The following is a 16,236-nucleotide window of genomic DNA, read 5'->3' as shown; positions in this document are numbered from 1 at the left end:
GTGGAGTCCTGTGCAGCCTGCCTGCAAGGGGTGGGCGTCTGGCCGCGGGCAGGCCGTATCGTGAAACCCGGGATAATACCGCATCGACCTCTGTTCACGGTCTCGACACGCGGCGTTTTCATTCGTTACACACCATGGCACTGACCCTACAGGATGTCGATCGCCTCGCGCATCTGGCGCGGCTGGCGCTCGACCGCCCCACCGCCGAGCGCATGCTGGGCCAGCTCAATGCGTTTTTCGACATCGTCGAGCAAATGCGCGCCGTCGACACCACCGGTGTCGAGCCGCTGGCGCATCCGGCCGAGGTCTTCGAGCCGGTGCGTCTGCGCCTGCGCGACGACGTCGTGACCGAACCGAACCAGCGCGAGGCCAATCAGGCCAGTGCCCCGGCCGTCGAAGGCGGCTTGTACCTCGTGCCGCGGGTGATCGAATGAGTACCGAACTGCACCACATGGGCGTGGCCGAGCTGGCGGCGGCGCTCGAGCAGCGGCGCGTCTCTAGCGTCGAAGCGACGCAGGCACTGCTGCAGCGCGTACGCGCGCACGAGGCGCTGGGCGCCTTTTTGGCGCTGAACGAGGAAGCGAGTCTCGCGCAGGCCCGCGCGGCCGACGAGCGGCGCGCACGCGGCGAGCACACGCCGCTGCTGGGCGTGCCGATCGCGCACAAGGACGTGTTCGTCACGCGCGACTGGCCGACCACCGCCGGCAGCCGTATGCTGGCTGGCTACCGCAGCCCGTTCGACGCCACCGTGGTGGCGCGCCTGGGGCACGGCGCCGACGGCCACCCCGGCGCGGGCGCCGTGACGCTGGGCAAGCTCAATTGCGACGAATTTGCCATGGGCTCGGGCAACGACAACTCGGCCTACGGCCCCGCGCGCAACCCGTGGGACCCCACGCGCGTGCCCGGCGGCTCCTCCGGCGGCTCGGCAGCGGCGGTGGCGGCGCGGCTCGTGCCTGCGGCCACGGGCACCGACACCGGCGGCTCCATCCGCCAGCCGGCGGCGTTTTGCGGTGTCACCGGCATCAAACCCACCTACGGCCGCTGCTCGCGGTACGGCATGGTCGCCTATGCCTCCAGCCTGGACCAGGCCGGCCCGATCGCCCGCTCGGCGTGGGACTGCGCGCTGCTGCTGTCGGCCATGGCCGGCCCCGACCCGGACCGCGACTCCACCAGCCTGGACCGCCCGGCCGAGGACTACACGCGCGGGCTGGACGAGCCGCTGCCCGGCGCCAGCGCCGCGCGGCCGCTGCAGGGCCTGCGCATCGGATTGCCGGTGGAGTTTTTGGGTGACGGCTGTAGCGCCGACGTGCTGGCCGCCGTGCGATCGGCACTGGCCGAGTTCGAGCGCCTGGGTGCCACGCTGGTGGACGTGCACCTGCCGCGCACGCAGCTCGCCATCCCCGCCTACTACATCATCGCGCCGGCCGAGGCCAGCTCCAACCTCAGCCGCTACGACGGCGTGCGCTACGGCCACCGGGCCGCCGAGTACACCGACTTGCTCGACATGTACCGCCGCAGCCGCAGCGAGGGGTTCGGTGCCGAGGTGCAGCGCCGCATCCTCATCGGCACCTACGTGCTGTCGCACGGATACTACGATGCCTACTATCTGAAGGCACAGCAAATCCGGCGCCTGATCGCGCAGGATTTTTTGCAGGCTTTCGAGCAGTGCGACCTGATCGCGGGGCCGGTGGCGCCCACCGTGGCCTGGGCGATTGGCGACAAGGCCGATGACCCACTCGCGGCGTACCTGGCCGACATTTACACGCTGCCCGCGTCGCTCGCTGGCTTGCCCGGCATGAGTGTGCCGGCGGGCTTCGGCGCGGGTGGGCTGCCGGTGGGCCTGCAGCTCATCGGCCCGCACCTGGCCGAGGCGCGCCTGCTGCACGCCGCGCACCAGTTCCAGTGCGCCACCGACTGGCACACCCGCGCCCCGGCGGGCGACACCCTCTCGCGTCAGGCTTGACCCATGACCCGTTCATCGTTTCTCGTTCAGGGCTACGAAGTCGTCATCGGCTTCGAGACGCACGCCCAACTGTCCACGCGCAGCAAGATCTTTAGCCGCGCGGCCACCGCCTTTGGCGCCGAGCCCAACACGCAGGCGTGTGCGGTCGATCTGGCGCTGCCGGGCACATTGCCCGTCATGAACCGCGCTGCGGTCGAGTGCGCGATTCGCTTCGGCCTCGCGGTCGGGGCCCACATCGCCCCGCGCAGCGTTTTCGCGCGCAAAAATTACTTCTACCCCGACCTGCCCAAGGGCTACCAGATCAGCCAGTACGAAATCCCCGTGGTGCAAGGCGGCGCCATCGAGTTCTACCTGGGCCAGGAGCGGCGCACCGTGCGCCTGGTGCGCGCGCACCTGGAAGAGGACGCCGGCAAGTCGCTGCACGAAGACTTCCACGGCATGAGCGGCATCGATCTCAACCGCGCGGGCACGCCGCTGTTGGAGATCGTCACCGAGCCCGACATCCGCTCCAGCGCCGAAGCCGTGGCCTACGCCAAGGAGCTGCACAAGCTCGTCACCTGGATCGGCATTTGCGACGGCAACATGCAGGAGGGTTCGTTCCGCTGCGACGCCAACGTCTCCGTGCGCAAGCCGGGGCAGCCGCTGGGCACCCGGCGCGAGATCAAAAACCTCAACAGCTTCAAGTTCATGCAGCAGGCCATCGACTACGAGGTGCGCTGGCAGATCGAGCAGCTGGAGGACGGCCACGCCATCGAGCAGGCCACCGTGTTGTTCGACCCCGACACGGGCGAGACGCGCGCCATGCGCACCAAGGAAGACGCGGCCGACTACCGCTACTTCCCCGACCCCGACCTGCCGCCGCTGGTGATCGATCCCGAGTGGGTGGCGCAGGTGCGCGCCACCCTGCCCGAGCTGCCGCGTGCGCTGGCCGAACGCCTGGTGCGCGAGCATGGCCTGCCCGACTACGACGCGACCACGCTTACCCAGTCCCCGGCCATGGCAGCTTACTTCGAGGCCACGGTGCGCGCGGGCGCGCCGGCCAAGGCCGCCAGCAACTGGATCATGGGCGAGGTCTCGCGCCGACTCAACGCGGCCGACATCGGCATCGAGTCCTGCCCCGTGTCCCCGGCGCTGCTGGGCGCGCTGCTGCAGCGCGTGGCCGACGGCACGCTGTCCAACAACGCGGCCAAGCAGGTGTTCGACGCGCTGTGGGCCGAGCCGGGAGCGGCCACGGGGGACGAGGCGCTGGCGCGCGTGGATGCGATCATCGCCGCCAAGGGCCTGCGCCAGATGAGTGACACTGGCGCCCTGCAGGCGATCGTCGAGCAAGTCGTCGCCGCCAACCCCAAGAACGTGGCCGAATACCGCGCCGGCAAGGACAAAGCGTTCAACGCCCTGGTCGGCCAAGTGATGAAGGCCACGCTGGGCAAGGCCAACCCGCAACAAGTCAACGAGCTGCTGCGGCGCGCGCTGGGCGGCTGACGCGGTGTGTCCGTGGGATCGCGCCCCGCAGCGTGCGGCGCTAGCGCGGGGCGGCGTTGGGTGTGGCGCTGGCTCCTGTCCACAAGCGGCGCAGCGTGTCCCGCTCGGCATCGAAGCGCTCCTCGATGCGGGCCTTCTCGCGCTCCTGGTCGGCGATGAACTGCGCCTGCAGCTGCCGCTGCTGCGCATTGGTGGCCAGCCGCTGCTTCAGGGCCGGGGGCGCCTTGGCCGGGTCTTTGCGGTAGAAGGCCATCTCCTCGTCCAGGCGTTGGCGCTCTTGTTCCAGTGCCTGGGCGTGCTGTTGTGCACTGTCGATCGTGGCCTGCACCTGGGTTAGCGCTTCGGCGCGTGCGCGCTGGTGCGATGCCTCATCCGGGTAGCGTGCCAGCAGCAGCGACTCGCGCCGGCGCTGGTCTGCCTCGCGCGCGGCGGCCTCGGCGGCCGCGCGTTGCTGGGCGGCGGCGCGCTCCTGCTCCTCGGGCGTGGGGGGTGGGGCGATGACCCGGCGCACCGTGCCACTGGGGCCAATCTCGTGCTGCACGCGGTCGCGGCATTCGGGGATCGGCCGGTCCGACGACAGCAGCCGCCCGCGCGCATCGATACAGGTGTAGATGCTGCCCGCCGCCGGGGCCTTGGTCTGCGCCCCCACCGCCACCGGGCCGGCCAACAGGCACCCGGCCACGAGCCATACCCGGGCAGCACGACAGGGATGGGGTGGGCGATGGCGTGAGGGGGTGTGCAAGGGCATCGGTGGGTGTCCGGTGTGGGCCCCCTCATGCCACGCCGTAGCGTGCGCGGTACGCCTGCACGCGCTCGCGGTGGGCCTGCATGGCGGGGTCGTCTTGTTGCTGCAGATACTGCAGCAAGTCGTCCAGTTTGGCAATGGCGCACACCGCCAGGCCCAGCTCGCGCTGCACGTACTGCACGGCGCTGTAGGGCACGTCACGCACGGTGCCGTCGGGGGCCACCTCGGTGGCCATCTCCTGCCGGTCCAGCGCAATCGCCATCGCATACGGTGTGGCGCCCGCGCCACGGATGAGCGCGATCGACTCGCGCGCCGCCGTGCCCGCGCTCATCACGTCGTCGATGATCAGCACCCGCCCCTGAAGCGGCGCGCCCACCAGCGAGCCGCCTTCGCCGTGGTCCTTGGCCTCCTTGCGGTTGAAGGCAAACGGCGTGTTGTGCCCGCGCCGCGCCAGCTCCACCGCCACCGCCGCCGCCAGCGGAATGCCCTTGTACGCCGGGCCAAAAATCATGTCGAACGCGATACCACTGGCCAGAATCGCATCGGCGTAAAACGCCGCCAGCTGGCCCAGCTTGGCGCCGTCGTTGAACAGCCCGGCGTTGAAAAAATACGGGCTCAGGCGCCCGGCCTTGGTTTTGAATTCGCCAAAGCGCAGCACGCCCGCTTCCAGGGCAAATTGCACGAAACGCTGCGCCAGCGCGCCAGCATCGCAAGGGGAGGGGGCAGCAGTATCAGCCATGATGCGATGAGATCAACCGCTGCCATTGTAGGGGCGGGCGGCGGCGCATCAGCTGCCACGCAGGCCAGCCCAGGTGGCAAAGCCCAGCGCGGTGAGCGCCAGCGAGCCGCCCACGTGCAGACCCATCGCCGCCAGCGCCCAGCCCAGCCGCCCCTGCTGCAGCAGCGATACCACCTCGACCGAAAAGCTGGAAAACGTCGTCAACCCGCCCAACAGCCCTGTCACCAGAAACAGCCGCCAGTGGGGGCTCAGCTCCGGGTGGTGCATGAGGAACGCCACCACCAGCCCGATGGCGTAACCCCCCACCCAGTTGGCGGCCAACGTGCCCAGCGGCAAGTGCGGCAGCACCGCGTTGAGCGCCAGTCCCAGCCACCAGCGCAGCAGCGCGCCGATGCCGGCGCCGGCGACGATGGCGAATGTGGAGGTCAGCATGGTGTCAACCGGTGGCGGTGCGTCGAGAGCCGTATCGGATCAACCCCAGCGTGCATGAATGCGCTGCTCGAGGTCTGCCAATACCGCCAGCAAGCGACCGGCCGCAGCGAATGCCAGTCGTAGCCGTTCCAATCGTTCTTTCGGGGCGTCCGGGTAATCGTGACTAAATTCGTTGCGCACGCGCCGCAGCTCTAACCATTCGTCCGCCGATGGAATCCAACCCAGCTGTTCCAAGCGCGCCAAGCGGTCGATGGTGGACATGACGGCAACATCTTCGCCGAGCGCGCGCAATATGGCCGGCAACAGACGGCTGCCCATGTCGTCTTGCAACCGGGTGTAGCGGTAGGCGAATTGGTCCAAAACGCGCCGGTCTCCGCGCGCCAGGTGCTCCAGTGCGTAGGCATCGGTCGGCGGCTGCGGCATGTCGGTGAGCGCATCCACCAGACCATCGCGGTGGCTGCGGCAGGTCGCCAACGCTTGATGCAGCGCCAGCCGCTCGGGTGCTGGCGTGGTCACAGCGATACCCCCTGCTCACGGGCGACCGCAACGATAGGGCGTGTGTCGCCAGGGTGTGCCAACACCACGTCGATGCGGCGCTCGCCCAAGGCGCGCTCCAGCCGCGCAAGCAGGGCCAGTCGATGCTGCACGGGGGTGTCGAGGGGGGCGTCGGTCTCCACCAACAAGTCGATGTCGCCGCCGCGTCGCTGGTCGTCGGTGCGTGAGCCAAACAGCCGCACCCGCGCTGAGGGCCCGAACGTGGCCGCCACGGCGTCGCGGATCAGTTGGCGTTGGGTGGGCGTCAGGCGCATCGCAACACCAGTCTAGCGCAACTTCAGCCGCCCATCACCCCGGCGGCGAAGATGCTCTCCGGCGTTTGCGCCTGCGCGTACAGCGCCTGCTTGGGCGCATCGCCCACGATGACCAGCACCACATCGGGTGGGGCGTCTCCGCATCAGCCCGCCGCCGCCCCAACTGCGGGCGCGATATCCTCGAACACCTGCGCCAAAGGCAGCGATAGATGCACGCTGGCCAGTTCGAGCACCTCGTCGCCGCTGTAGGGGTACAGCACCCAGTGGCCGCTGGCGTCGCGCCGGTAGACCTCGACGCTGCGGCGGTCGGGGTCGATCAGCAGGTATTCCTGCAAGCTCGGCAGGCTGCGGTAGGCCGCGAACTTACCCCCGCGGTCAAAGGCCTCCGTACTGGGCGAAATCACTTCGGCCACCAGCACGGGCTCGGCCTTTTCCAGCGGCTGCTGGGCGTCGGCGGCCGAACAGGTGACAAACACGTCGGGGTAAAAATACGCGTCCGCTGCCGCCACGCGCAGCTTCATGTCGGCAATGTAGGTGCGGCAGGGCGTGCCGCGCAGGTGAGTGCGCAGAGCAACGTAGAGGTTGCCCGATGCCGTCACATGCGCGTCGCTGCCGCCCGCCATCGCGAATACCTCGCCCGCGAGGTATTCATGCTTCACAGGCTGGTTGGCCTCCCAAGCAAGATAGTCCTCGGCGCCGAATTTGGGCTGGGTAAGCGCGGTCATGGGGAACTCCTGGCAAGCGGTGCAGTGCTGCATTGTGACGGAACGCCGCAATCCGCGGCAAGATAGCGTCCATGAACCCGCGCCTCGACCAATTCGACCTGGCCATCCTGCGCGAGCTGCAGGCCGACGGGCGGCTGTCCAATGCCGAACTGGCCGCCCGTGTGGGGCTGTGCGCCGCGCCCTGCTGGCGACGGGTGCGCGCGCTCGAAGAAGCCGGCTTCATCACCGGCTACCGCGCCATCCTCGACCGGCAGAAAATTGTCTCGCCACTCCCCGACCCGGATTCGGGTCAAGCCCATGCGCAGTGCCAGGGATGACCGCACGGCTTGGGCGTCGAGCCGCTCTCCGCAACGGGCTTGGCGGGTAGCGCCCTCTCGCGCCCCTTCAGCCGCCCATCACCCCGGCGGCGACGTGCCCGGCCGGCACGTGCTCGGCGGCGCTGTGCACGTGGCGCGTTTGGTCGTCGAAGAAAAAATCGGGCTCGAACTCGCGCAAAAACTCGCCCTTGGGCAGTCCGCCCAGAAACATCGCCTCGTCCACCTCGATGCGCCAGTCCATGAGCGTGCGAATGGCGCGCTCGTGCGCCGGGGCGCTGCGCGCGGTGACCAGCGCGGTGCGGATGCGCATGGCGTCCGTGCCCTCCTGCTGCAGCCGGTGCAGCGCCTCAAGCAGCGGCTTGAACGGCCCACCAGGCAGCGGCTGGGTGGCCTTGGCGGTCTCGTGCGCCTGAAACGCATCCAGCCCCTCGGCCTGAAAGACGCGCTCGGCCTCGTCCGAAAACAGCACCGCGTCGCCGTCGAAGGCGATGCGCACCTCGTGCGGGTGTGCGTCCGACGCGCGCTGCGCGTGCGGGTACACCTGCGCCGCCGGAAAGCCGGCCTCCAGCGCGGCGCGCACGTCGTCCAGATTGGCCGACAAAAACAGGTTGGCGCGCAGCGGCCGCAGATAGCGCCACGGCGGCGCGCCGCGTGTGAACACGCCGCGCTGGATGGGCAGCCCGTAGTGCGCCGCGGAGCGAAACACGCGCATGCCAGATACGGGGTCGTTGCGCGACAGAATCACCACCTCCACCCGCTGCGCGCGCGCATCGTTGAAGCGCAGCAGCTTTTGCACCAGCGAAAACGCCACGCCGGGCGCAGCTGGCTGCTCCAGCCGCTGAAGTTGCAATTGCATGTAGGCGCGGTCGTCGCCCTCCTCGAAGACGCGGTTTTCTGCCTCGAAGTCGAACAGCGCGCGCGAGGAGATGGCGACGGTGAGTGAGGCCGTATCGGTGCCGCTCATGGGGAAGGGGGGATGTCGGATGTCCTCGATGGTAGCCGATAGAGGTCGTCGTCCCACGCGATCATCCCTTGGCTCCACAGTCGTGGCGGCAGCGGCCCGCCACAGAAAGGTAGGCATTGGTGGGGGCGCTGCTCCAGCGTCGGGGTCATGACCCACAAATGGTGGAGAACGACGGCGCCACTACACAGCAAAACCAGCCGCAGGGTCACTACCGAGCGCCCAGAAACCGCGCCAGATGAGGGGGTTAAGTTAAGCCAGGGTTGGGTGTTGGATACGGTCATCCCAAGGGCCAGTCCTGCCAAGACCACAATCACCATCTGCGGATAAGGCATGACCAAATTGCCATCGACCAAGGATTGCGCCGCGCTGCCCCACAGCCCCATGCAGACGCCCCAATAGAGCGTGCGTTGTCGTTGAGGCCAGGCAGCATAAGCGTGGCCTTGGGGTACGCGCCAGAGCAGATGCAGCAGCCAGCCTGCCAATAGCAGCACCCAAGCCAACGTTGCGATCACGCCCCATTCGGCGAGCCACTGCAGCACGATATTATGTGGGTGCGCGTTGGGCAGGGTGGGAATGTTGGCCAGGTGCATGGGGCCGATTCCTAGCTGTAGGGTTCCGGACGATTGCATAGATCCTTCGCGTCGTGCACTCTTCGTTAGTCGCGCAGTGATGCGAGAGCTGATCGACAACCTCCGGAGCGCTCAACCATGATTATTCGCCTACACAAAAACGCCACCACAACCCCCGCCACCCGCGCCTACATCCAGTCCTCGTCCTTGTCGGTTGCGGCCTTGGCAGCCGAGTTGGGCGTATCCGAAGACACCATCCGCCGCTGGAAGCGTCGGGACTTTGTGGAAGATCGCCCGCATACCGCGCATCGTTTGCAGACGACGCTCACCCCGGCGCAGGAGCTTTTGGTGGTGGAGCTGCGCAAGACCCTCCAGCTACCCCTTGACGATCTGCTGGTGGTCACACGGGAGTTCATCAACCCCCGGGCCTCACGTTCTGGGCTGTATCGTCTGCTCAAGCGCCATGGCCTATCCCAACTGCCCAGTGAAGCCAAGGATGCGCCTGCTTCCAAGCCATTCAAGACCTACATGCCGGGCTACCTGCACATCGACGTCAAGTACCTGCCGCAGATGCCCGACGAACATCAGAGGCGTTATCTCTTCGTCGCCATTGACCGCGCCACCCGTTGGGTCTTCATCCAGATTAAGCCAAACAAGACCGCAGCCGCGGCCAGAAGCTTCCTGAAGGCCTTGCACAAGACCTGCCCGGTCAGAATCACGCACATCCTCACCGACAACGGCAAGGAGTTCACGGATCGCCTCTTCGCCTCAGGCGCGCGCGCACCGTCCGGGAAGCACGAGTTCGATCAGCTCTGCCAGGCCCTTGGCATCGAGCATCGCCTCACCAAGCCCAGACACCCTCAGACCAATGGCATGGTCGAACGCTTCAACGGCCGTATTGCCGAGGTCCTTGCCACCCATCACTTCAACAGCGCCGAGGACCTCGAGACTACCTTGACCCGTTATGTTTGGCTGTACAACCATCATTTACCCCAGAAGGCAATCGGACACATAACACCTCTGGAGGCCTTGAAAAAGTGGTACCCTCAACGCCCCGATCTTTTCATCTTCAAACCACGTAATCGTCCGGGACCTGACACCTAGCCATGGCGTGTGCCACCACTCTTGTGCAGCGACCTGCCAAAGCATCCAACGACCGGAGCTGTCAAGCGTCAGGCGATCAGTGATGGGCTGCACCACATCCACCGCCAGCAAGCGCGGTATCACACCGTGAGTCAATAGGTAGATGACGAGTCCCCCTGCCCAGGCGGCCACAAACCGTCGCGCCCACTGTCGCGCCACAGGAAATGGGAGCAGCGCTGCCGTCACGGCGCACACCGCCGCGGCCAGCCAGGTGCCGCGCGTGCCCGACAGCCAGCCCGTCCAACACCACAGCATCGCCAAGGCGGCCAGAGTGCGGCGCCATCGGAGGGTGCTTTGCAACATCCAGCCGGCAACCAGCAGCGGGGCGATCGCGGTGACGACCTGGCCGAAAAAGCGGATGTTTGCGAAACCGCTCAGCAGCAGCCACGGGTCGAGTGGCATGCGCTGTACATAGGCGGCGAGCAGCGCTGCGAGCGTTTGTGTCGTCAATAGCGCGGCCACGGCACCCAGCGTAACGGTGAAGGCTCGACCCGTCACCGGCTGCTGTACGTAGGCCCAGGCGATCAGCAGCGCCAATTGGATCAGACCGAGCGTAAGCGCGACTTCCATGACCGCCCAGCCAGGCTTGGCGGCGAATGCACTGGCGAGTAGCCCCGCGCCGAGCGCAACGACCAGTATCACAAATGCCCCGGGGCGGCGCAACAGCGGCTGCCACGCCCAGGGACGCCATGCCGAATAGATGAAGGCTCCTGTAAGCAGAAGCAATTGGAACCAGCGCTGCTGGTCGTGCCATTCGATGCCGACGGGCATCCACAGCAGTGGCGTGGCAAGCAAGTAAGCCGACAGTGCGGCCAGCAAAACCGAACGCATGTAAAAAAATGGGCCGCGCAAGCGGCCCACCATGAATGAAAGGTTTGTCGTTATGGCGTCGAATCTGATGGCATCAAGTGTTGGTACGGCACTGCGCCGGGCGATATCTTGCTGCGAGCGAACCACCCGTGCAGTCCCAGCTTACGCTGCCGCCAGCGGGAACGGCGCCTGCTGCCAGCGCGTTACCGCCAGACGTCGGCACCATGGTGATGGTGCCATTGCCGGCGGCTGCGGTGTAGGTGATGGTGATGGTCCCGTTGGTGCCGTTGCACTCCACGGAAGACACAGCAGCGGTCGCTGTCGGGGCGGTAAAGCCTGCACACAGGTTGGCGCTGCCGTTGGCAGCATTTTCCGAGACGGTGGTTTTGGCGCTGGCGGCCAGGCTCAAGCCTTCGGTGACCTTGGCGCGCACGGTGTAGTCCTGATACGCGGGAATGGCGACGGCGGCCAGGATGCCGATAATCGCCACGACGATCATGAGTTCGATGAGCGTGAAGCCTTGTTGCGTGCGTTTCATGAATGTAAAACCTCCAATGTTGGTGTGACATGGCCCCTGAATGGGAGCGCCAACAGGAAAGCATGAAGCGTGCCAACCATCCAGTCGCTTCTCGTGAGGTGGGCTTTTCTTGGCATGAGCGAGTGTCCTGGCGAATCGTGGCGTTCGTGGATGAGCTCGCGCTTCAACTCTTCACGTCAAACGTTAAATTTTGATGTTCAAAGAGAGGTGCCCATGGCCTCATAGCGCGAGCGCCTCCGCCAGCACGCGGTCGCGCAACCCGGGGGGTAGCGTGGCGATGGGCACCACGTCCACCCGAAAGGGCAGCTCGCTGGCCTCCAGCGCGTCGATGAGGGCCAGGCGCTGCACGTCTGGCAGGGGGTCAGGCGAGAGCACCAACAGGTCCACGTCGGAAAACGGCCGCGCCCGACCCGTGGCGCGCGAGCCAAAGACTGCCACGCGCGCGCCGGGCATGGTGTCGGCGACGATGCGGCGCAGCAGGGCGCGCTGCGCATCGCTGAGCATCAGGGCGGCGGCGGTCATCGGCGGCTGGTGTGCGGTGTGTCGTCGATCAACCCGGCGTCGGCGGCAGTGTGCAGCAGGTCGTTGAACGACAGATCGGGCACCAGTGGAGCGGTCAGCGCCCGGCGCAGAGGGGTGAGGTCGATGGGGGACGGTGGCATGGGGGGATCGTATCGCGGTCGCGAGCGACAAGCAGGTATTCGATCTCTACCCTACCCCCAGCCGCTGCATCCAGTAGCGCAGCTTGGCCAGCGTCCAGCCCAGCTCGCGCGCGGTGCGCGACTGGTTCCAGCGGTGGCGCTGCAGCAGGGCTTCGAGTTGCGCGCGGCTCAAGGGGGCGTCGGCATCGCGCGAGGGCGCATCGGTCGTTGGTGCCATCGGGGTGTCGCCCATGGTGGCGGTGGGTGGTGTCAGCAGTGTGAAGGCGTCGGCGTCCAGCACCGGCCCAGGGTGCAGGGCCAGCGCGCGCTCGAGCAGGTTTTCCAGCTCGCGCACGTTGCCGGGGAAGGGGTAGGCGCGCAGGCGATCCAGCGCCGCCGGTGTCAGCGTGGGTGCGCGCGGCAGGCCGTCGCGCTGCGCCAGCCGCTCCAGGATGGCTTGCGCAATCGCCGGCAGGTCGGGCAGGTGGTCGCGCAGCGCGGGCGCGTGGATGGGGATAACGTTGAGGCGGTAGTACAGGTCGTGGCGGAACTGGCCACCCTGCACCAGGCGGGCCAGGTCTTTGTGCGTGGCGCTGACCAGGCGCACGTCCACGGGCTCTTCGGTCGTCGCGCCGACGGGGCGCACGGCGCGCTCTTGCAGCGCGCGCAGCAGCTTGACCTGCATGGCCAGTGGCAGGTCGGCCACTTCGTCCAGAAACAGGGTGCCACCGGCGGCGGCCTGGAACAGCCCGGGCTTGTCGGCACTGGCGCCGGTGAAGGCGCCGCGGCGGTGGCCAAAGAGTTCGCTCTCCAGCAGCTCGGCGGGGATGGCGCCGCAGTTGACGGCCACGAACGGGCCGCTGGCGCGGTGGCTGCAGGCGTGCAGCGCGCGTGCGATGAGCTCTTTGCCGGTGCCAGACTCGCCCGTGATGAGCACCGGCGCCATGGTGCGCGCCACGCGCTGGATGGTCTGGCGCACGGCGTGCATGGCGGGCGAGTCGCCCACCAGCCGTTGCAGGGCGGCAGGGGGTTCGTCTGGCGCGGGTGGCGCGGCGGGCACGGGGGCACCCTGGGGGTGCGCGGCCGCCAGTGCGGTGGCGATGGCCTGCCGCAGCCGTGCGGGGGTGACGGGCTTGGTCAGGTAGTCGAACGCGCCGGCCTTGAGCGCCTCGACCGCGTTGTCGGCCGAGCCGTAGGCGGTGATGACGATGGTGCGCTCGCTGCGGCCGTCGCGCGCCAGCTCGCGCAGCAGGTCCAGCCCCGTGCCATCGGGCAGCCGCATGTCGGTGACGACGACACGATAGCGCTGCTGTGCCAGCCGCTGGCGCGCACTGGCCACGTCGCCCACGGCCTCCACCGCCAGCCCAATCTTGACCAACGCCAGCTCGTAGAGCTGGCGCAGGTCGGGTTCGTCTTCGACGATGAGCAGGGGGGATGGGGTCACGGTAGCTCACGCTGCATCCGAAGCAAGGCCAATTTGAGCGGAGGAAGCTCATGTTCAACGACCTGCCAGACGGCTTCGATATCGATGGCAAGGTAGTCATGCACCAGCACATTGCGAAACCCTGCAATGGCCCGCCACGGGATTTCGGGCGCGGTTGCCTTGCACCCGTCCGAAATGCGCTGGCTGGATTCAGCCATCAATTGGAGATTGCGTATGACGGCATCCTGCACCATGCGGGTGGTTCGGAAGCGTGCAGCATCGCCTTGGGCATACTCCTGCACCCGGTCGATACACTCCAACATGTGTGAGATGTAGACCGCATCGGATTCGGGGCCGGGCTTCATGATCCGTCAATCACAATGGGCGTGCTTCGCGCAGAATGCGTTCTCGCAACAGGGGATGCAGCGACGAGACCGTGACGACATCGACGGGCCGACCCAAAATGTCCTGCGCGTCCATGAGCAGCGCCCCCAACGCGAATCCGCTGGTTTGCGGTGCGGTCTCCACCAGCAGATCGACATCGCTGTCTTCGTCGGCATCCCCGCGTGCCATGGATCCAAATACGCTGATGGACACGATGCCGTGGCGCCGTGCCAGCGCTTTGAGTTCGGCGCGATGACGCTCGATGACAGGGTGCATGGCGGCTCTCGGTCTCGCTTGCGACGCTCTTGATCGACGCCGACATGATACCGCTGGAAGAGTGCTTGAGGCAGGCCGCCCTGCGCCTCGCGGCGCGTCGGGCAGCCGCATGTCGGTGACGACGACACGATAGCGCTGCTGTGCCAGCCGCTGGCGCGCACTGGCCACGTCGCCCACGGCTTCCACCGCCAGCCCGATCTTGACCAACGCCAGTTCATAGAGCTGGCGCAGGTCGGGTTCGTCTTCGACGATGAGTAGGGGGGGATCGTCACGAAGGGTCATGCCTTGTCTCTGGGCTTACCGGCGCGCCATCCGCACGCAAAACGCATGTCCCTCGCGTCCGTCGCGCGCGCTGCGCTCGTAGCTCAGGTTGGCATGATAGCGCTGGCAGAGTTGGCGCGACAGATACAGCCCCAGTCCGCTGGAGCGGCTGCGCGAGGTGGTAAACGGCTCGAACAGGTGCGCGCGCACGTGGGGGGGCAGCTCGGGCCCTTCGCTCCAGACGGTGATCGAGGCGTGGTCGGTGCCGCCTTTGGTTTCGACCCGGATGGTGCCGGGAGTGGGTGGCGCGTGCCGGTCGGCGTTGTCCAGCAGGTTGACCAGCACACGTCGCAGGTGCTCGGGGTCGAAGGCGATGCGGGCGTCGGCACCCGCGGCGTGCCGCAGAAGGCGTGGGCCCTGCGGGTGCTGGCGCAGCCAGTCGGCCAGCACCGCGTCCACCGCCTCGTCCAGCGGCAGCGCGGGGGCGGCCCGCGGCTCGTCGGGGCTGGGAGGCCGCGCGACTTCCAAGATATCGTCCACGGTGCGCCCGAGCCGACGGACGTTTTGCTCGATCAACCCGATGAGGTGGCGTTGGGCGGGGGTGGCGTCGTCTTCGGCCAGCAGCGCGCTGGCTTGGGCGATGGCCGCCAGCGGGTTGCGGATTTCGTGGGCGACGGCGGCCGATACGCGGCCCATGGCAGCCAGTTTTTCGGTGTGCACGCGCTGTTCGAGCTCATGCACGTCGGCCAAAAACAGCACGGCCGCCGCCGGAAGGTCCGCTACCTGGGCGGTACGCAGCCGTACCCGAACGCGCCGTTGGCTGCCATCGGGCAGGGGTAGGACGAGGTCCTGCTCGGTACCCGCGCTGCCATCGGCCGCGGGCGGACGGGCCAGCGCCTGTGCGCGTAGGCTACCGCGGGCCCAGCCGGCGAGCAGCGGCCATGCGGGCGTGTGGCGCAGTGGGTGGGTGGTGTCGGCGCCCAGCATGCGTGCCGCGGCCGGGTTGGCATACCAAACGGCGCCGCGCTCGTCCAGGACGACGATGCCTTCGTCCAGGCCAGTGGCGATGAGTTGGTTGACGCGGTTGTGCAGGGTGGCCAATTGCCGGCTGCGGCGGGCGGCGCTTTGCTCTCGTGCTAGCCGTGTGCTCAGGTGGTTGGCCAGCAGGGCCACGATGAACAGCCCGCTGCCGGTGACCGCGGCCTGCAGCCACGCCTGGGTATCGGCTGACCCGGGGCTGCGGGCCCAGGCGATTGCCAACAGTGCCAGGGTGCCCGCGGCGGCGCTGCCCAGCGCCAGCAGCCGGGGGCCCGCGACGGCGGCCAGCAGCACCGGCCACACGAACAGCGGGGTGAAGTTGATGTTGCCCGGCGCGTAGGCCTGCAGCAGCGCAAAGGTGCCCAGGTCGGCCCAGACCGTGAGCAGCCAGCGCGCCGCCCCGGGGCCGCCACGGCGGCGGCCCAGCCCAGGCCAGGCGATTGCCAGCGCGCTGACGGCGACCAGTGCGCCGCACAGCCCGACCATCCAGCCGGGGGCGTTGCCGTTCCACCACGCGGTGGCCAGCATTGCCAGCAGTGCCAGCGCCACCAGCAGCCGCGCGCCCATGAGCAGCCGCCACAGCCGTGGCGAGACGGCGTCATCCGTCTCGGCACTGGCCCGAGCGGTGTCGGGGTCGAGCCCGTGCGGGGCTGTCTCCGCCCCGGCAGGGGCATACCACGAGGGCGCAAAGCCCGAGGCGCCCGCGGCGTCAGCCTTCGGCGAGTCGGCGGTGTTCATCGCCACAGTATGGGCCCAGCGCACCGCGCACGGCATCGCTGGCCGGCAGGTGCACGCCGCAGTGACGGCAGCGCACCATCGCTGCCGGCGTAGCTGGCCCCGACGCGGGCGCCGACGGGGGGCGCTGCGCCGCGCGCTCGCGCGGGCTGATCTGGCGCTGGTGCCGCCACCACACGTAGCCTAGCACGACGACGGCGATGACCAGCAACCACTTGAACATGGGGACTTTCCGGATGGGC

The 16,236-nt window shown here is 67.9% G+C and carries 21 protein-coding genes and 1 pseudogene; 5 read left to right on the top strand and 17 right to left on the bottom strand.

Translation table 11 applies throughout. The features are described 5' to 3' along the window. The first annotated feature begins 134 nt into the window (after positions 1–134). From gatC to gatB, 3 genes are read left to right on the top strand one after another with little or no spacing between them, the layout of a single operon-like run. Positions 135–434, top strand: coding sequence for an Asp-tRNA(Asn)/Glu-tRNA(Gln) amidotransferase subunit GatC (gene gatC / locus ACPYIS_RS01045; protein WP_299022704.1), 300 nt, complete (start codon positions 135–137; stop codon positions 432–434). Further along, entirely contained in the window at positions 431–1,963 is a 1,533-nt protein-coding gene (gatA, locus tag ACPYIS_RS01040; RefSeq protein WP_424858716.1) for an Asp-tRNA(Asn)/Glu-tRNA(Gln) amidotransferase subunit GatA, read from the top strand. Before gatC ends, gatA begins: the two co-directional genes overlap by 4 nt. Before the next feature lie 3 nt (positions 1,964–1,966). Continuing rightward, on the top strand, positions 1,967–3,445 hold the full coding sequence (gene gatB, locus ACPYIS_RS01035) for an Asp-tRNA(Asn)/Glu-tRNA(Gln) amidotransferase subunit GatB (RefSeq protein ID WP_424895209.1): 1,479 nt from the start codon (positions 1,967–1,969) through the stop codon (positions 3,443–3,445). 40 nt (positions 3,446–3,485) lie between these two features. Here the strand turns inward: gatB and ACPYIS_RS01030 are convergent, their stop codons facing one another. From ACPYIS_RS01030 to ACPYIS_RS01005, 6 genes are all read right to left on the bottom strand, one after another. Then, positions 3,486–4,127: a DUF4124 domain-containing protein gene (locus ACPYIS_RS01030; RefSeq protein WP_424895210.1), complete on the bottom strand. Its 642-nt coding sequence runs from the start codon at positions 4,125–4,127 to the stop codon at positions 3,486–3,488. A gap of 91 nt (positions 4,128–4,218) precedes the next feature. Continuing rightward, on the bottom strand, positions 4,219–4,929 hold the full coding sequence (pyrE, locus tag ACPYIS_RS01025) for an orotate phosphoribosyltransferase (protein WP_424895211.1): 711 nt from the start codon (positions 4,927–4,929) through the stop codon (positions 4,219–4,221). Between the two features lie 48 nt (positions 4,930–4,977). Further along, positions 4,978–5,361, bottom strand: coding sequence for a fluoride efflux transporter CrcB (gene crcB / locus ACPYIS_RS01020; RefSeq protein WP_424895212.1), 384 nt, complete (start codon positions 5,359–5,361; stop codon positions 4,978–4,980). Between the two features lie 39 nt (positions 5,362–5,400). Further along, complete coding sequence (locus ACPYIS_RS01015) at positions 5,401–5,877, bottom strand: hypothetical protein (protein ID WP_424895213.1); 477 nt, start codon at positions 5,875–5,877, stop codon at positions 5,401–5,403. Continuing rightward, positions 5,874–6,170, bottom strand: coding sequence for a nucleotidyltransferase family protein (locus ACPYIS_RS01010; protein WP_424895214.1), 297 nt, complete (start codon positions 6,168–6,170; stop codon positions 5,874–5,876). The genes ACPYIS_RS01015 and ACPYIS_RS01010 overlap by 4 nt, the downstream gene beginning before the upstream one ends. Positions 6,171–6,313: 143 nt before the next feature. Further along, positions 6,314–6,895 carry a Uma2 family endonuclease gene (locus tag ACPYIS_RS01005; RefSeq protein ID WP_424895215.1) on the bottom strand — a complete coding sequence of 194 codons (582 nt, stop codon included), beginning with the start codon at positions 6,893–6,895 and terminating at the stop codon, positions 6,314–6,316. A gap of 71 nt (positions 6,896–6,966) precedes the next feature. On the opposite strand from ACPYIS_RS01005, the pseudogene ACPYIS_RS01000 reads away from it, so the two are divergent. Beyond that, positions 6,967–7,155: pseudogene (locus tag ACPYIS_RS01000) on the top strand (Lrp/AsnC family transcriptional regulator); the annotation flags it as partial. A gap of 124 nt (positions 7,156–7,279) precedes the next feature. Here ACPYIS_RS01000 and ACPYIS_RS00995 read toward each other — a convergent pair. Beyond that, positions 7,280–8,176 (bottom strand): 5'-nucleotidase, encoded by an 897-nt coding sequence (locus tag ACPYIS_RS00995; RefSeq protein WP_424895216.1) that lies wholly within the window; start codon positions 8,174–8,176, stop codon positions 7,280–7,282. After that, positions 8,173–8,766, bottom strand: a complete 594-nt coding sequence (locus tag ACPYIS_RS00990; RefSeq protein ID WP_424895217.1) for a hypothetical protein — start codon at positions 8,764–8,766, stop codon at positions 8,173–8,175. The genes ACPYIS_RS00995 and ACPYIS_RS00990 overlap by 4 nt, the downstream gene beginning before the upstream one ends. A gap of 117 nt (positions 8,767–8,883) precedes the next feature. Between ACPYIS_RS00990 and ACPYIS_RS00985 the strand changes: the two genes are divergently transcribed. Continuing rightward, positions 8,884–9,849 (top strand): IS481 family transposase, encoded by a 966-nt coding sequence (locus tag ACPYIS_RS00985; RefSeq protein WP_424894388.1) that lies wholly within the window; start codon positions 8,884–8,886, stop codon positions 9,847–9,849. Here ACPYIS_RS00985 and ACPYIS_RS00980 read toward each other — a convergent pair. The 9 genes from ACPYIS_RS00980 to ACPYIS_RS00940 all read right to left on the bottom strand — a co-directional run bounded on the left by ACPYIS_RS00980 (position 9,733) and on the right by ACPYIS_RS00940 (position 16,217). Beyond that, positions 9,733–10,752, bottom strand: coding sequence for a hypothetical protein (locus ACPYIS_RS00980; RefSeq protein WP_424895218.1), 1,020 nt, complete (start codon positions 10,750–10,752; stop codon positions 9,733–9,735). The genes ACPYIS_RS00985 and ACPYIS_RS00980 overlap by 117 nt on opposite strands. A gap of 40 nt (positions 10,753–10,792) precedes the next feature. Next, complete coding sequence (locus ACPYIS_RS00975) at positions 10,793–11,236, bottom strand: pilin (RefSeq protein ID WP_424895219.1); 444 nt, start codon at positions 11,234–11,236, stop codon at positions 10,793–10,795. Positions 11,237–11,455: 219 nt separating this feature from the next. Continuing rightward, positions 11,456–11,758, bottom strand: a complete 303-nt coding sequence (locus ACPYIS_RS00970; RefSeq protein WP_424895220.1) for a nucleotidyltransferase family protein — start codon at positions 11,756–11,758, stop codon at positions 11,456–11,458. After that, a complete protein-coding gene (locus ACPYIS_RS00965; RefSeq protein WP_424895221.1) occupies positions 11,755–11,898 on the bottom strand; it encodes a hypothetical protein in 144 nt (47 codons plus the stop codon). Before ACPYIS_RS00965 ends, ACPYIS_RS00970 begins: the two co-directional genes overlap by 4 nt. A gap of 46 nt (positions 11,899–11,944) precedes the next feature. Further along, positions 11,945–13,321 (bottom strand): sigma-54-dependent transcriptional regulator, encoded by a 1,377-nt coding sequence (locus ACPYIS_RS00960; protein WP_424895222.1) that lies wholly within the window; start codon positions 13,319–13,321, stop codon positions 11,945–11,947. Next, positions 13,318–13,665, bottom strand: coding sequence for a DUF86 domain-containing protein (locus ACPYIS_RS00955; RefSeq protein ID WP_424858728.1), 348 nt, complete (start codon positions 13,663–13,665; stop codon positions 13,318–13,320). The genes ACPYIS_RS00960 and ACPYIS_RS00955 overlap by 4 nt, the downstream gene beginning before the upstream one ends. A 10-nt stretch (positions 13,666–13,675) precedes the next feature. Next, positions 13,676–14,242 carry a nucleotidyltransferase domain-containing protein gene (locus tag ACPYIS_RS00950; protein WP_424858729.1) on the bottom strand — a complete coding sequence of 189 codons (567 nt, stop codon included), beginning with the start codon at positions 14,240–14,242 and terminating at the stop codon, positions 13,676–13,678. Between the two features lie 15 nt (positions 14,243–14,257). Next, a complete protein-coding gene (locus ACPYIS_RS00945; protein ID WP_425973775.1) occupies positions 14,258–15,997 on the bottom strand; it encodes a two-component system sensor histidine kinase NtrB in 1,740 nt (579 codons plus the stop codon). Further along, positions 15,969–16,217, bottom strand: coding sequence for a PP0621 family protein (locus tag ACPYIS_RS00940; protein WP_424858731.1), 249 nt, complete (start codon positions 16,215–16,217; stop codon positions 15,969–15,971). The genes ACPYIS_RS00945 and ACPYIS_RS00940 overlap by 29 nt, the downstream gene beginning before the upstream one ends. Positions 16,218–16,236: the final 19 nt, after the last annotated feature.

The organism is Tepidimonas sp. HKU78 (genome assembly GCF_049860815.1).
GTDB lineage: Bacteria > Pseudomonadota > Gammaproteobacteria > Burkholderiales > Burkholderiaceae_C > Tepidimonas.
Note: the sequence above shows the minus strand (reverse complement) of the source record. Positions and strands in the feature narration are given on the sequence as shown.